Source organism: Nodosilinea nodulosa PCC 7104, assembly GCF_000309385.1.
GTDB classification, from domain to species: Bacteria; Cyanobacteriota; Cyanobacteriia; order Phormidesmidales; family Phormidesmidaceae; genus Nodosilinea; species Nodosilinea nodulosa.
Window position 1 is genome coordinate 4,976,712 of sequence record NZ_JH976537.1, and the last position, 12,954, is coordinate 4,989,665.

At 57.8% G+C, this 12,954-nt stretch carries 16 protein-coding genes and 1 riboswitch; of the genes, 9 read left to right on the plus strand and 7 right to left on the minus strand.

Features of this window, described 5'->3' with window-relative positions; all coding sequences use genetic code 11:
• Positions 1–83: 83 nt before the first annotated feature.
• Positions 84–500: an arginine synthesis PII-interacting regulator PirA gene (pirA, locus tag LEPTO7104_RS0122990; RefSeq protein ID WP_017300942.1), complete on the minus strand. Its 417-nt coding sequence runs from the start codon at positions 498–500 to the stop codon at positions 84–86.
• A gap of 45 nt (positions 501–545) precedes the next feature.
• A riboswitch (Glutamine riboswitch) is annotated at positions 546–630 on the minus strand.
• 290 nt (positions 631–920) lie between these two features.
• Here pirA and LEPTO7104_RS0122995 point away from each other — a divergent pair.
• Positions 921–1,787, plus strand: a complete 867-nt coding sequence (locus LEPTO7104_RS0122995) for a 6-carboxytetrahydropterin synthase (protein ID WP_017300943.1) — start codon at positions 921–923, stop codon at positions 1,785–1,787.
• A 44-nt stretch (positions 1,788–1,831) separates the two neighbouring features.
• Here the strand turns inward: LEPTO7104_RS0122995 and LEPTO7104_RS0123000 are convergent, their stop codons facing one another.
• The 4 genes from LEPTO7104_RS0123000 to psbN form a co-directional block, all read right to left on the minus strand.
• Positions 1,832–2,815, minus strand: coding sequence for a PhoH family protein (locus tag LEPTO7104_RS0123000; protein ID WP_017300944.1), 984 nt, complete (start codon positions 2,813–2,815; stop codon positions 1,832–1,834).
• A 42-nt stretch (positions 2,816–2,857) separates the two neighbouring features.
• A complete protein-coding gene (locus LEPTO7104_RS0123005) occupies positions 2,858–3,202 on the minus strand; it encodes a KH domain-containing protein (protein WP_017300945.1) in 345 nt (114 codons plus the stop codon).
• A gap of 32 nt (positions 3,203–3,234) precedes the next feature.
• Entirely contained in the window at positions 3,235–3,501 is a 267-nt protein-coding gene (gene rpsP / locus LEPTO7104_RS0123010; RefSeq protein WP_017300946.1) for a 30S ribosomal protein S16, read from the minus strand.
• Between the two features lie 188 nt (positions 3,502–3,689).
• Positions 3,690–3,821: a photosystem II reaction center protein PsbN gene (gene psbN, locus LEPTO7104_RS34970; protein ID WP_040697336.1), complete on the minus strand. Its 132-nt coding sequence runs from the start codon at positions 3,819–3,821 to the stop codon at positions 3,690–3,692.
• Between the two features lie 74 nt (positions 3,822–3,895).
• On the opposite strand from psbN, the gene psbH reads away from it, so the two are divergent.
• The 3 genes from psbH to pth all read left to right on the plus strand — a co-directional run bounded on the left by psbH (position 3,896) and on the right by pth (position 5,358).
• Positions 3,896–4,099, plus strand: a complete 204-nt coding sequence (psbH, locus tag LEPTO7104_RS0123020; protein WP_026073000.1) for a photosystem II reaction center phosphoprotein PsbH — start codon at positions 3,896–3,898, stop codon at positions 4,097–4,099.
• Between the two features lie 247 nt (positions 4,100–4,346).
• The gene (locus LEPTO7104_RS37280) at positions 4,347–4,718 is read left to right on the plus strand and encodes a TatA/E family twin arginine-targeting protein translocase (RefSeq protein ID WP_051158530.1); all 372 of its coding nucleotides are present in this window, start codon (positions 4,347–4,349) and stop codon (positions 4,716–4,718) included.
• Positions 4,719–4,740: 22 nt separating this feature from the next.
• Positions 4,741–5,358 (plus strand): aminoacyl-tRNA hydrolase, encoded by a 618-nt coding sequence (pth, locus tag LEPTO7104_RS0123030; RefSeq protein ID WP_017300950.1) that lies wholly within the window; start codon positions 4,741–4,743, stop codon positions 5,356–5,358.
• Between the two features lie 145 nt (positions 5,359–5,503).
• Here pth and LEPTO7104_RS0123035 read toward each other — a convergent pair whose 3' ends face one another.
• Positions 5,504–7,588, minus strand: coding sequence for a M3 family metallopeptidase (locus tag LEPTO7104_RS0123035; RefSeq protein WP_017300951.1), 2,085 nt, complete (start codon positions 7,586–7,588; stop codon positions 5,504–5,506).
• Positions 7,589–7,868: 280 nt separating this feature from the next.
• Between LEPTO7104_RS0123035 and LEPTO7104_RS0123040 the strand changes: the two genes are divergently transcribed.
• Positions 7,869–8,927 carry a potassium channel family protein gene (locus LEPTO7104_RS0123040; protein ID WP_026073002.1) on the plus strand — a complete coding sequence of 353 codons (1,059 nt, stop codon included), beginning with the start codon at positions 7,869–7,871 and terminating at the stop codon, positions 8,925–8,927.
• Positions 8,928–9,018: 91 nt separating this feature from the next.
• Here LEPTO7104_RS0123040 and LEPTO7104_RS0123045 read toward each other — a convergent pair whose 3' ends face one another.
• Positions 9,019–9,384, minus strand: a complete 366-nt coding sequence (locus tag LEPTO7104_RS0123045) for a Lin0512 family protein (RefSeq protein ID WP_017300953.1) — start codon at positions 9,382–9,384, stop codon at positions 9,019–9,021.
• Between the two features lie 153 nt (positions 9,385–9,537).
• On the opposite strand from LEPTO7104_RS0123045, the gene LEPTO7104_RS0123050 reads away from it, so the two are divergent.
• From LEPTO7104_RS0123050 to LEPTO7104_RS0123065, 4 genes are all read left to right on the plus strand, one after another.
• Positions 9,538–10,047, plus strand: coding sequence for a response regulator (locus LEPTO7104_RS0123050; protein ID WP_225887029.1), 510 nt, complete (start codon positions 9,538–9,540; stop codon positions 10,045–10,047).
• A gap of 135 nt (positions 10,048–10,182) precedes the next feature.
• On the plus strand, positions 10,183–10,677 hold the full coding sequence (locus LEPTO7104_RS0123055) for a DUF1269 domain-containing protein (RefSeq protein WP_017300955.1): 495 nt from the start codon (positions 10,183–10,185) through the stop codon (positions 10,675–10,677).
• A gap of 111 nt (positions 10,678–10,788) precedes the next feature.
• Positions 10,789–11,286: a hypothetical protein gene (locus tag LEPTO7104_RS0123060; RefSeq protein ID WP_196358142.1), complete on the plus strand. Its 498-nt coding sequence runs from the start codon at positions 10,789–10,791 to the stop codon at positions 11,284–11,286.
• 127 nt (positions 11,287–11,413) lie between these two features.
• Entirely contained in the window at positions 11,414–12,886 is a 1,473-nt protein-coding gene (locus tag LEPTO7104_RS0123065; RefSeq protein ID WP_017300957.1) for a basic amino acid/polyamine antiporter, read from the plus strand.
• Positions 12,887–12,954 lie beyond the last annotated feature (68 nt).

Consider the following 12,954-nt stretch of genomic DNA (forward strand, 5'->3'; position numbering starts at 1 on the left):
AGGGCACCCTACCTGGGGTACCCCTCACTGCTCCAGCTACAGCAAAACGCTGAGTCAGCGGCGCATAGCATTAGATTAGGCAGCTAGGCCAGTTTGTGCAGCTCGTCCTCAAGCTGAGTCAAAAGCTGATCGTTGCCCTGGGCACGAGCCACTTCAATGCGGTGCTGAATCGATCGCTGAATGTTGATGCGGTGGGCATCGGCTGCTTCCCGCAGCAGGTGCCGCCGAGCCCGTAAGCCCTGACCAGCAGACACTCGCCCGGCCTGAAATACCGGCTGCCGCTGGGCAACTTCCGTGGTAGGCTGCACCTGTCCTTGGGAATTGGTGCTGTAGCCTACGCCGCGATAGTTGTAGTCAGCCACCGGCTGGGGCACCGGCACATGGCTCACGTAGGAAAAATTCAGCCTATTGCCCCGGTAGCAACCGGTCAGCTCACTTTCCCGCACTTCGAGAGAAGGCGGGTTATAGTCGTATTCCACGCCGCGATAGCAAAGTTTCATGTAACGCCTCCTGTTGACAAAGGATTTAACAAACTGCGTAAGCAGGGTGCGTTCCTTCAGGAGTCAATCTCCTTACTTCCGTCTAGAGCAGATGGAGCAACTGCCCCAGGCTGGCCTCAAGATGAACGTCAACTTATTGTTTCTGTATTCAATTTTACTAAATACGCTCGATGTCAACAAGCCATGTCATTTTAATTTAGGTCAATATCTATCCCGCGACATAGCTTGTCTAGCAAGGGATTCAGCGGCAGAGGCAGCCATCGCGCTCCGGCAAATCTTTACGTTGTTTTTATGGCGATCGCGCCCCTCCGCCCGTTTCTCAAAGGCCAGCAATGGCCAGCAATTTGAACTATGCTGGTTATGTAACAGTTGCTTAACGTAGTGGCTCTCTGTACTGTCCCCCGTGGGGGCTTCACGCCTATGAAATGCACCATCAACCGCCGGGCGCAGTTTTCCGCCAGCCATCGGTACTGGCTGTCTGAGCTGAGCGCCGCCCAAAACAACCGGCGCTTTGGCCCCTGTACCAACGCCCCCGGCCACGGCCACAACTACGTCCTCTACGTCTCCATGACAGGCGACCTGGACGAGTACGGCATGGTGCTCAACCTTTCCGATGTCAAGCAGGTAATCAAACAAGAAGTGACCGCCCAGCTCGACTTCTCGTACCTCAACGACGTCTGGCCCGAGTTTCAGCACACTCTGCCCACCACCGAATACCTGGCTAAGGTCATCTGGGACCGCCTCGCCCCCCACCTGCCCCTCGTCAATATTCAGCTCTTTGAACATCCCGAACTGTGGTCCGACTACTCAGGTAATCATATGGAAGCCTTTCTCACCGTCAGCACCCACTTCAGCGCCGCCCACCGCCTCGCCTCCCCGCGCCTCAGCTACGAAGAAAACTGCGAAATCTACGGCAAGTGCGCTCGCCCCCACGGACACGGCCACAACTACCATCTAGAAGTCAGCGTCAAGGGCCAGATCGACCCCCGCACCGGCATGCTGGTGGACTTGGCGGCGCTCCAGGCCGCGATCGACGAGCATGTAGTCGAACCCTTCGACCACACCTTCCTCAACAAGGACATTCCCTACTTCGCCGAAGTGGTGCCCACCGCCGAGAATATCGCCGTGCACATTCGTGACCTATTGCAGGGTCCGATTGCGGCCCTGGGGGCCAGCCTGCACCGGGTCAAGCTAATCGAAAGCCCCAACAACTCCGCCGAGGTATACGCCTCCGCCCCGCTTGAGGGCACTCTGCCTACCTCCACTCCCGAACTGGCGGCCGTTTAAGCCCAAGCTCCGGCACAGGCCTTGAGTTTCGCTAGCCGCAGGTCCTAGGGCCTGCCCCCGCGTCGAGGCGAGCTATTGCTTTCGTAGTTTTCGTAGGCGGCTACAATGCGCTGAACGAGGGGATGGCGCACCACATCGCTCTGGTTGAGTTGGCAGAAAGCGATGCCGCTGACCCCCTGCAAAATTCTTTGGGCCACCGCCAGCCCCGAGGTTTGATCGCTGGGCAGGTCGGTTTGAGTTACGTCGCCGGTTACCACCATGCGCGATTTAAACCCCAGTCGGGTCAGCACCATCTTCATCTGGCCCGGGGTGGTGTTTTGGGCCTCATCCATAATCACAAAGGCGTTGTTGAGGGTGCGGCCCCGCATGTAGGCCAAAGGAGCCACCTCAATGATGCCTCGCTCCATCAGGTTGGCAATTTTCTCGGGGTCAACCAGCTCGTGGAGCGCGTCGTAGAGGGGGCGCAGGTAGGGATTGACCTTCTGCTGCAGGTCGCCGGGCAAAAAGCCCAGCCGCTCCCCCGCTTCCACCGCCGGGCGGGTGAGAATCAGCCGCTCGAACTCGTTGTTGAGCAGGGCCTGCACCCCCACCAGGGTGGCCAAAAAGGTTTTGCCGGTGCCCGCCGGGCCAATGCAAAACACCATGTCGCTGCTGCGCAGGGCTTTGACGTACTGCTTTTGGCGAAAGGTCTTGGCCCGAATTACCTCGCCTCGGCGGGTGCGGGCGACCACATCCTGGTGAATGGCCTGGAGTTCGTCGATGCGATCGGTATCGATCGCCTGGCGAGCGGTCATGATGTCGGCGCTGGTCACCGGCTGTCCCTGGCTCCACAGCGGCTCTAGCGCCTGCACTAGGCGCTGGGCTAGCCCGACACCCTTTTCGGTGCCCGAAACAAACAACTCCTGACCCCGCAGCACCAGAGAAGCTCCAGTCTGGCTGGCCAGGAGTTTAAGGTTTTCATCTCGGTAACCCGCTAGGGCCAGGGCACCCTCCAAGCTGGGCAATTCAATCTGCAGGGGAGAGGACATCTAAACCCATTGCCAGAACAATTCAGGCACTCAAAAACCACCTTAAGTTTTGGGGCGGAGTTGAGGCTTTGGTTTCCCAGACGACTGCTGAGGCGACCTGCGGGGTCTCTGGTCGGTGCCGCTGTCTTGCTCAGACGCGCCATAGACATCGACGTAGGCCGACCAGCCCGACAGGGCCGCTGTCGCGCGCACAATGGTGCGAATAGCCTGAATATTTCGCCCGCCCCGGCCAAACACCTTACCGCGCTCGTCGCCACTGAAGGCAATTCTGATCCAGACCTTGGCTTGGACCGCATTCTCTTCACAGTCGATGCGCAGAGAGTCGGGCGAACCTAAAAAAGGCTCTACCAAAAACCGAACCAGTCCTGGGAAATCAGGGCTATCCATGGTGGGGGCGGGGGCTAAAAATAGTCAGCGACCTAGGCTTCGGCCTCAACACCAGCCTTAAGTTGCTCGAACACATTGGCTTTTTCGAGAATGCTTTTCACGGTTTTGGTGGGCTGAGCCCCCTGCTCTAGACGCCGCACAATGGCGGGCACATCTAAACGGGTTTCATCGGTGCGGGGATTGTAGAAGCCAACTTCTTCCAGGGGCCGACCGTCGCGACGGGCATCGCTGTTGATGGCTACGATGCGGTAGCTGACTTCCCGCTTTTTACCGAAACGCTTGAGTCGAAGCTTAATCATAGGGTTTAGAGCAACATTCGTGAAGGTTGAAAGTTTTGGGCTGCTTGGACTACGGCTAAATCAGCCAAAATAAATCCACAGGTTTCTAATCCTACCACTAGAAACCCTGTAGTTCAATCATTTTGAGCAGAAACCGCGTCTTGGCTAGGGCAGTACATGACTGAGCGGCCACCGCCCTAGAGGATATTCTAGTCTTCGTGGTCGTCGAAGGGGTCAGCCAGCTGTTTGGAGGGGGGGCCAAAGGACATATACACTGAGTAGCCGGTCACGGCGACGAGCACGGTAGCCACGGAAATGATAAGAACTGTTGCAGGTTCCATAGGGTTTATGAGAATAAGAAACCACTCCATCCTATAATATTACGAACTATAAAGTGTTGATTGTGGAAGGATCCATGGCACAACGGACTTGGTTAGGCGACGTTTTAAAGCCCCTCAATTCTGAGTACGGCAAGGTGGCCCCCGGTTGGGGCACCACCCCTCTGATGGCGGTTTTTATCGGCCTGTTCTTCGTGTTTTTGCTGATTATTTTGCAGCTTTACAATTCTTCCATCGTGCTGGACAGCTTCGATGTTGACTGGCGCAGCGTAGGTCTCTAGGGATTTAAGATGCCGAACTCCCGAGAGTTCGGTGTCTAGCTTTGCCATTGAGCTTTGGATTTTAACCTTATCTAAGCCCAGAGGTGGAGTTTTGCCCGTAGGAAGACTCCAGATCCCGAGCTGCGCCTGGTTTGAAATCCAGAATTTACCTGTCTGAGGCTGGTGTAGACCCTTGACTACCCGGCCTCTTTTGCCGTTTTATGCACAACAGCAGTAGTTCACGCAGATTGCCCGTGGAGGTTGGCCTATGAACGTATTTGGTGTGGGTTTGCCGGAGATGGCGCTTATTTTGGTGCTGGCCCTGCTGGTGTTTGGCCCCAAAAAGCTGCCCGAGATTGGCCGCAGTCTGGGTAAGGCCATCAAGGGTTTTCAGGATGCCTCGCGGGAGTTTGAAGAGGAGTTCAAGAAAGAAGCCCAGCAGATTGAAAAGGCGGTCAGTGCGCCAATGAAAGCGACCCTGGAACCCGACCCGCAAAAGGTGCTGACACCGCCAGAGACTGCCCCTGAGCCAGAGACCGCAGTGGCCGAGGCTCCGGTAGTCGCGGGTGATACCAGCGGCGACAACGGCAGCAGCCCTGAGATCGCGGGAGAGCCAGCTGAAACTGACTCTCCCGCCTAGGGCATCCAGAGGCGTTTGAGCTATGGCTGAAGCAGTATCTCCTCCTGCGCCCTGCCTGATTGTGGGGCTGGGCAACCCAGGGGACAAGTATGCGGGTACCCGCCACAATATCGGCTTTGAGGTGATCGATCGCCTCTCTAAAACCTGGTCTATTTCCCTTAAAGAAGAGCGGCGGTTTCAGGGGGAGTACGGTGCAGGTTTTGGCCCCCGCCGCGAGAAGGTGTACCTGCTCAAACCCCTCACCTACATGAATCGATCGGGTCAGTCGATGCGGGCGGTGCTGGACTGGCTGAAGCTATCGCCAGCTCAGGTGCTGGTGGTTTATGACGATATGGATTTGCCGGTGGGGCGACTGCGCATGCGGCTGTCGGGTTCGGCCGGGGGCCACAACGGCATGAAGTCGGCCATTGCTCACCTGGGCACCCAAGAGTTTCCGCGCCTGCGGATCGGTATTGGCGCCAGTCCGCGGGAGGGTGAGCAGGCGGTGGTCTCCCACGTGCTGGGCAATTTTTCTAAGGCGGAGCGATCGACCATGGATGCGGTGGTTGACACCACCCTGCGCGCATTGGAGAGGGCTTTGCTCGACGGGGTTGAAAAAGCGATGAGCCTCTACAACAGTGCTGATCTGAGCGATCGCTAGATTCCCTTCAACTGTGAGGACACCATCTTGTTCCCTTTGTGCTGCTGAGTGCGGCGGAAAAACTGCACTCTAAAAGCCCAGGGGTGTTGCCAACATCCCTGAGCTTAATCGGTTTACGTTTAGTGAGCCTATAAAAAGCCTAGTGCTACGCTGTCACTAAGCCCCGATGGCGCAGCAGCGCCTGGGTGCTGGGCTCGCGACCCCGGAAGGCCTTGAACACCTCCATGGGGTGGCGGCTACCGCCCAGGGCCAGCACCGTATCGCGGAAGCGGTGGCCGGTTTCAGCGATCGCCGCCTCGTCATCTAGCCCCGCCTCCTCAAAGGCAGCGAAGGCGTCGGCACTGAGCACCTCGGCCCAGAAATAGCTGTAGTAGCCCGCCGCGTAGCCCCCGGCAAAAATATGGGTAAAGGCGCACAGAAACGCATCCTCCGGCAGGGGCTTGAGAATAGAAGACTGCTCGGCAATGCGGCGGTTGACTTCGGCAATGGTCTCGCCGTTACCGGGCCGGTAGCGGTGGTGCAGCTCAATGTCTGTCCAGCCAAAGCGCACCTGGCGCAGGATGGCGCTGCCGGTCATAAAGGTGCGGGCGGCAATAATCTTTTGGTACAGGTCTTCGGGCAGGGGTTCGCCGGTATCGACGTGGCGGGCCAGGGTGAGCAGCGTGTCGCGGTGGTAGCACCAGTTCTCCATAAACTGGCTGGGCAGCTCAACGGCGTCCCACTCCACATTGTTGATGCCCGCCGCCCCGGTAAAATCGACCTTGGTAAGCATGTGCTGCAGGCCGTGCCCAAACTCGTGGAACAGGGTTTCCACATCGCGGAAGGTCATTAGACTGGGCTTGCCGTCCACCGGAGGAGCCTGGTTGCAGACCAGATAGGCCACGGGCAGGCGCACCTGGTCGTTGAGCTTACCCCGGTTTATGCAGTCATCCATCCAGGCTCCGCCGCGCTTTTCGGCGGGGCGGCTGTAGGGGTCGAGGTAGAAGTGGGCGATCGGGTCGCCGCCGCCGTTGAGCACCTGAAAGTAGCGCACATCCGGGTGCCACACCGGAGCTTCGCCGTCGGCAGGGGCAATGGTGACATCAAAGATGCGGTGGGCGAGGGCAAACAGGCCGTCGAGCACCTGGGGCAGCGGGAAGTAGGGCCGCAGTTCCTCGTCGTTGAGACCGTACTTTTCTTCGCGGATGCGCTCGGCCCAAAAAGCCGTATCCCAGTGGGTGAGGCTGTCGGCCTCGGCGGCCCCTTTGGCCTGGGCAAAGGCTTTGAGTTCGTCGAGTTCTCTGACGGCGGTGTCGTAGCTGGCCACCCGCAGCTCGCCCATCAGCTTGTCGATCGCCTCCACCGAAGGAGCCATCTTGCGGGCCAGGCTGAGGTCAGCGTAGGTGGCGTAGCCCAGCAGGTTGGCCATCTCATAGCGCAGCTCCAGGATCTTCTCGATATTGGGGCTGTTGTCGAGATCGCCTTCCGAAGCGCGGGTGACGAAGGCGCGGTAGAGCTGCTCGCGCAGATCGCGGCGGCGACTGTGCTGTATAAATGGCCCAAAGCTGGGGTAGTCGAGGGTAATGCGCCAGGGACCAGCGGCTGGGGTCGCACTCTCTTCGCCAGCGTCGCGGGCCAGCTGGGCGGCTAAGGCCAGCAGACTGGGCGGCAGACCGTCGATCTCATCGGGGGTAGTGAGGGTCAGGCTAAAGGCCTTAGTGGCATCGAGCACGTTGTTGGCAAACTTGGTGGTGAGCTCGGCCAGGGCCTGCTGAATCTCGTTGAAACGCTCTTTTTCGGCGCCCTCCAAGCCCACTCCAGACAGTTCGGCCTCGCGGATGGAAGACTCGACGATGCGCTGCTGAGCCGGCTCAAAATTGGCCCACTCGGCGCTGGCGCGCAGCTGCTTAAAGGCCTCGTACAGGGGCTTGCTCTGGCCCAATCGGGTGGCAAACTCGACCAGGGCAGGCTGCACTTCTTCGTAGGCGGCCCGCAGCTCAGGGCTGTTTTTTACCCCCATCAGATGGCCGACAATGCCCCAGCTCCAGCCCAGGCGCTCTTCGAGACGGGTGAGGGGCTCGACCAGTCCAGTCCAGGTGGGGGTGACGTCGGCCTCCAGGCTCTCTAGGGCAGCGGTGAGGTCGTCGATCAGCGCGGTGATGCCCGGCACGATATGGGCGGTCTCGATGCTGTTGAAGGGGGGCAGTCCGGCACCGATCAGGAGGGGATTTTGGAGGGTGGTAGCTGTCATAGTCACAGAATTAATTGTGGTGGAAGGGGACAAAATCGATCGCTGCCTAGAACAAGGCGTTGGTAGCAAACGCCTTGTTCTGGGCTATTTAGCGGTGGTAGTTTAACTAATGAGTGAATTTAGGCGAAGTCGTTATGAGTTTGATTTGTATTGTATCGCATATATCCTAATTTGCTATCTGCCACACCCTTTAAATAGCGGGCTGTCAATTACCATAGCCTTTATTTGATAACTGATCTGAAACTCTGTCGAGGCCTAGGCACTGTCTGAGGTGTAGATGCTGGATAGCTCGTTTCGGCGGATTCTTACGGGGGTTGTCTTTTTCTCGCTGACGGTGATAGCGGCGGTGATCGGCTACATGGTGGCGGGCTGGAATTTTCTCGATGCCATCTACATGGTGGTGATCACCATCTTCGGGGTGGGCTACGGCGAGGTAAAGCCCCTGACCTCGCCCACGCTCAAGGTATTTACGATTGTGGTGATTATTGCCGGGGCACTGTCGGTGGCCTACACCGTTTCAGGCTTTGTGCAGATGATTACCGAAGGAGAGATTCACCGTGCCCTCAACCTCAAACGTATGACTAAGGAAATTGAAAGCCTGGAAGGTCACGTGATTATCTGCGGGTATGGCCGCATTGGTCAGCTCGTGGCCCGCAAGCTAAAGCGCGATCGCGAGTCTTTTATCATTTTGGACAACGATGTCGAGCGGGTGACCATGGCTCGGGAGCAGGGCTACCTGATCTACCAGGGCAATGCCACCGACGAAACTGACCTGGAATCGGTGGGTATCCACCGGGCCAAGTCACTGGCGACCGTGCTGCCCAACGACGCCGCCAACGTGTTTATTACCCTCACCGCTCGGGAGATGAACCCCAGCCTGATGATTTTGGCGCGCGGTGAAATGCCCTCGACAGAGAAAAAGCTGCGGCTGGCCGGGGCCAACCACGTGGTGCTGCCCGCCAGCATCAGCGCCATGCGCATGGCCCACCTGATCTCCCACCCGTCAGCGGTCGACTTTTTATCGCAAACCGACGGGCACCAGGGGCTAAACGAGTTTTTGGCAGAGCTCGATATCCAGCTCAATGAGCTAGGGGTCGGGGCCGATTCACCCCTGATTGGCGGCACCATCGGCGACATCGAGCTAAAGGGGCAGGGCACGTTTATTACCGTAGCGCTGCGGCGAGCCAGCGGTGAGGTGATTATTCACCCCAGTCGGGCCACCTATCTGGCCCTGGGAGACTCAATTATTTTGATGGGTCATCAGGGGGATATGCCGACCTTTGCTCAGCAGAACGCGATGAAGAAGGAAATGCGCTACCGGGGGGCAAGGCTGCGGTAGGGGAGAGATGAGGGGATGGGGGGATGGAGGGATGGGGGGATGGGATATTGATTTTTCCAAACTTCCCCACCTTCCCCACCTCCCCGCGTGCTCAGCTGTCAGGGATCAAGACCGTAACGGCGGCGATCGCCACGTACATGTCGTCGTTCTTATCGTCTAGCTCAGGGATTGCCCGCCCGGCCACCACCATGCCGCCATCCTTGAGCAATAAGGTCTTCTGGCCAAAGGGCAGCACGGCTAGCACCTCCTGCTGGCGCACCTGGTCGGGGAAGGGAACGGCGACCTGGACTTCAACGAGCATCTGGTTGGGGTGGCTGAGGCCCGCCACTTCCCAGACGCCGGGGAGGGCATTGTGGGCGATCGCATTGCGCACCGCCCTCGCCGCCGCCACGGTAGGGTCTTGACCATGCTGATCGACACCCATCCCCATTTCAATAATCAGTCGCTTGTGGGCCACAACATATCCTCAGATGTCGGTTGACACCCTTGATTCTAGGGGCAAGGGGCTCCGGTGCAAGGGTGCTGCTCTGGACCATACCTGGGTCCATCCAGGAACCCTATAGGGCCTGGGTTGCCCATCGCCGAGGCGCAGTTCCTGTTCTTAACTCCTATGAGTTTCCTATATTTTTTATCTACTCTACCTTCAAGTCATCTCACTTTACCTATGCTTGAGACGCCAGCTCATCTCAAGCGTAGGGCATTCCTTTTTGAGGGTTTTAAGGGGCAGGATATGCTCAGCAAGTCAATCCTTTTGATTGAACAAGAAGCTGGTCTTCGAGATGTTTTGGGCGACTGCCTCAGCGAGCTTGGCGACTGGGATGTTAGACTCTCTGGATCTATTCAAGAAGGCATTAGACTATGCGAAGAAAAGCGACCGGATGTAATTTTAATTGATGCCTCTACCTCTGAAAACGATGCAATTTTGCTTGTGGAGCAGCTCAAACAGTATTCGGAGAGCCAGTCAGTGCCAATTTTACTCATTAGCTCTCGGGCCAGCTGGTTTACCCTAAAGGAGTTTCGCCGGATGGGATTTTCGGGGGCAATTAGCAAACCCTTCGACCCCTCTACTCTGTCATCCCAGGTGCACCATCTAATGACCTTAGAAAAACCTAAAACTTAATCAGTTCCAGGCAGATTTTAGTTTAAGTTTGGTCACGGAGCATGTTTTTCATGCTCACAGTAAACGACTCTCAGCTTCGGGAAGGCCATTTTTTTAAGGCTTTTCTCAACAGACGAACAGTATCAGGAGAATATTATGTCTACGTTAACCGTGTGGAAATTTAACACGCCCGACGGGGCCGAAAAGGCTCTGCACAAGCTAGGAGACCTGCAAAAGCAGGAGATTGTTAAGGTGCTCGACGCTGCGATCGTGTCGTGGCCCGAGGGGCGGAAAAAGCCCAAGACCAACCAGGCCGTTAGCACTGTGGGTGTCGGTGCCCTGGGCGGAGCGTTTTGGGGCATGCTGTTTGGCCTGATTTTCCTGGTGCCGCTGTTTGGCCTCATTGTGGGCGCAACGGCGGGGGCGCTGTCGGGTAAGTTTACCGACTACGGCATCAACGACGACTTTATTAAAGACCTGCGCGACAAAGTGACCGAGGGTACCTCCGCCCTGTTTTTGCTCACCGGGCAGGTGACGATCGACAAGGTCAGCGAGGCCTTTTCGCCCGATGAGGTGGGCGAGCTAATTCAGTCGAACCTGAGTGCTGAGCAAGAGGCCAAGCTGCGCGAAGACTTCGGCGCCGAGCTGTAGTCGATTTCTAGTTTCACGCAGAGCTAAGTCTGCTGGAATGCATCTCCTTGGGCGGGTTTCTGGCCTGCCCAAGCCACGGACCCGCGATACCTGATAGCAAGACCGCAGAACATGCCTAAGACGACTGGTTTACAGATTGGATTGGCGGCGGCGATCGCGGCCCTGGGGTTTTCCCTGCTGCCGCGAGCTGTGGCACAGACGGTTACCCCCGCTCGTCCGGCCCCAGCCAACGTTTTCCAAGGCCGGGGGGTGGCCCAGGGGGCGGCCTTTGCCCGAGGCCGCAACGCCAATGTGGCGCTGACCCTCGACGGCGAAAACTTTGGCTTAGAGCTGACGGAAATTCAGCCCTCGAACGTGCGCGGCCAGACTCCGGCGCGGGTTCAGTATCGCGGCGCGATTACTCGGCGGACGAATGAGCCCGGCACCGCCAACAGCTTTAGCCTGTTTACCCGGGTGCGCAGTTTCGACTCTTCAGCAAATCTGCGCATTATTACCAACACCACCGGCACCTGCCGGATCGAGGTGTTTAACTCGCGGGTGCTCTCTAGCAGCTGCAGCACGATCGCCGACGACAGCTCGACTGAGTTTTTGGGCCTGGAGCAGTTTTAGCCAGAGCCCGCCGTCCGCCCATGGCCAGCGGAAAATTGGCCAGCCTTTTTTGACAGTCTTTTTAGGAATACAGCTTGGGAGCCAAGGCCGTTAACAGCACCGATCGCGATCTACCCAGGAAACAAGCATGGCAGCAGAACAAGACTTTGGTGCCGCTATAGACCCCAACTATGGCGCTGAACCCGAGAAGCAAACGCTTTCCGTCTGGGCGTTGACCGCCCTGGTGGTCGGCTCCATGGTGGGGGCGGGGATTTTTACCCTGCCTGCCGCCTTTGGGCGGGCGACGGGGGTAGTGGGCGGCCTGATTGCCTGGGCGATCGCGGGGGTCGGCATGCTGATGCTGGCCTTTGTGTTTCAAAACCTGGCCCAGCGCAAGCCCGACCTCGACTCGGGGGTGTTTATCTACGCCAAGGCAGGCTTTGGCAACTACATCGGCTTTTTGGCGGCACTGGCCTTTTGGTCGAGCACCTGTGTGGGCAACGTGTCGTACTTCGTGCTGATTAAGTCCACCCTGGGCACGTTCTTCCCGGTGTTTGGGGATGGCAACACGGTGCAGGCGGTGGCCACGTCCTCGGTGATTATCTGGCTGTTTCACTTTATGATTTTGCGGGGCATGCAGCAGGCCGCCGGACTCAACACCATCGTCACCATCGCCAAGATTGTGCCGATTTTGGTGTTTGTATTTATTTTGCTGTTTGCCTTCAATCCCGAGGTGTTTATGGCCAACCTGCTGGGGGGCGACGGCTACAGCGAGCCCCTCTGGCAGCAGGTGCGCAACACCATGCTGATCACCGTGTTTGTGTTCATCGGCATCGAGGGGGCCAGCATTTACTCCCGCTACGCCGAAAAGCGGTCTGACGTGGGATTGGCCACGGTGCTGGGCTTTGTGGGGGTGCTGTGCCTGCTGGTGTTAGTCACCATGCTGCCCTTTGGCCTGCTGCCTCGGGCCGAGCTGGCGGAACTGCGCAACCCGTCGATGGCGGGGGCACTGGAGGCCGTGGTGGGGCGGTGGGGCAATATTTTTGTCAGCGTTGGCCTGATTATTTCGGTGCTGGGGGCGTTTTTGGCCTGGACGCTGTTTGCGGCGGAGGTGCCCTTCATGGCCGCCAAAAGCAATCTGATGCCTAACTTTCTCAACCACGAAAACGCCCAGAAGGTGCCGTCGCGGTCGCTCTGGATGACGAACATCGTGGTGCAGGTTTTTTTGATCCTGACGCTGTTTGCCCAAAATGCCTTCACCCTGGCCCTGGAACTCACCAGCGCCATGTCCCTGATTCCCTACTTTCTGGTGGCGGCGTTTGCCCTCAAGCTGGCGATCACCCGAGAAACCTACGAGACCGATGCCCGCAGCCGCACCCCAGAGCTAATTATCAGCGTGATTGCGACCGGCTACGCCATTTTGATGCTGGTGGCGGGCGGGCTAGAGAAGCTGCTGCTGGCGGCGCTGATTTTGGCCCCCGGCACAATTTTGTTTTTCCTGGCGCGGCGAGAGCAGGGGCTGAGAACCTTTGGCTTTTGGGAGCTGGTGGTGTTTACGGTGACGGTGATTGCGGCGCTGACGGCGCTGGCTGGCTTTGCTACCGGGAAGATCACGATTTGAGGGTTCGGCAATTCAAAGTTCAAAGTTCAAAGTTCAAAGTTCAAAATTTTGAATTGCCGAAAGTTAAA

What these genes read in the sequence shown, in the direction of transcription:
- LEPTO7104_RS0122995 (WP_017300943.1), top strand. Translation starts at nt 921, where the DNA reads ATGAAATGCACCATCAACCGCCGGGCGCAGTTTTCCGCCAGCCATCGG.
- LEPTO7104_RS0123060 (WP_196358142.1), top strand. Translation starts at nt 10,789, where the DNA reads ATGCCTAAGACGACTGGTTTACAGATTGGATTGGCGGCGGCGATCGCG.
- LEPTO7104_RS0123050 (WP_225887029.1), top strand. Translation starts at nt 9,538, where the DNA reads ATGAGTTTCCTATATTTTTTATCTACTCTACCTTCAAGTCATCTCACT.
- psbN (WP_040697336.1), bottom strand. Translation starts at nt 3,821, where the DNA reads ATGGAACCTGCAACAGTTCTTATCATTTCCGTGGCTACCGTGCTCGTC.
- pth (WP_017300950.1), top strand. Translation starts at nt 4,741, where the DNA reads ATGGCTGAAGCAGTATCTCCTCCTGCGCCCTGCCTGATTGTGGGGCTG.
- psbH (WP_026073000.1), top strand. Translation starts at nt 3,896, where the DNA reads ATGGCACAACGGACTTGGTTAGGCGACGTTTTAAAGCCCCTCAATTCT.
- LEPTO7104_RS0123005 (WP_017300945.1), bottom strand. Translation starts at nt 3,202, where the DNA reads ATGGATAGCCCTGATTTCCCAGGACTGGTTCGGTTTTTGGTAGAGCCT.
- LEPTO7104_RS0123055 (WP_017300955.1), top strand. Translation starts at nt 10,183, where the DNA reads ATGTCTACGTTAACCGTGTGGAAATTTAACACGCCCGACGGGGCCGAA.
- pirA (WP_017300942.1), bottom strand. Translation starts at nt 500, where the DNA reads ATGAAACTTTGCTATCGCGGCGTGGAATACGACTATAACCCGCCTTCT.
- rpsP (WP_017300946.1), bottom strand. Translation starts at nt 3,501, where the DNA reads ATGATTAAGCTTCGACTCAAGCGTTTCGGTAAAAAGCGGGAAGTCAGC.
- LEPTO7104_RS0123000 (WP_017300944.1), bottom strand. Translation starts at nt 2,815, where the DNA reads ATGTCCTCTCCCCTGCAGATTGAATTGCCCAGCTTGGAGGGTGCCCTG.
- LEPTO7104_RS0123065 (WP_017300957.1), top strand. Translation starts at nt 11,414, where the DNA reads ATGGCAGCAGAACAAGACTTTGGTGCCGCTATAGACCCCAACTATGGC.
- LEPTO7104_RS37280 (WP_051158530.1), top strand. Translation starts at nt 4,347, where the DNA reads ATGAACGTATTTGGTGTGGGTTTGCCGGAGATGGCGCTTATTTTGGTG.
- LEPTO7104_RS0123035 (WP_017300951.1), bottom strand. Translation starts at nt 7,588, where the DNA reads ATGACAGCTACCACCCTCCAAAATCCCCTCCTGATCGGTGCCGGACTG.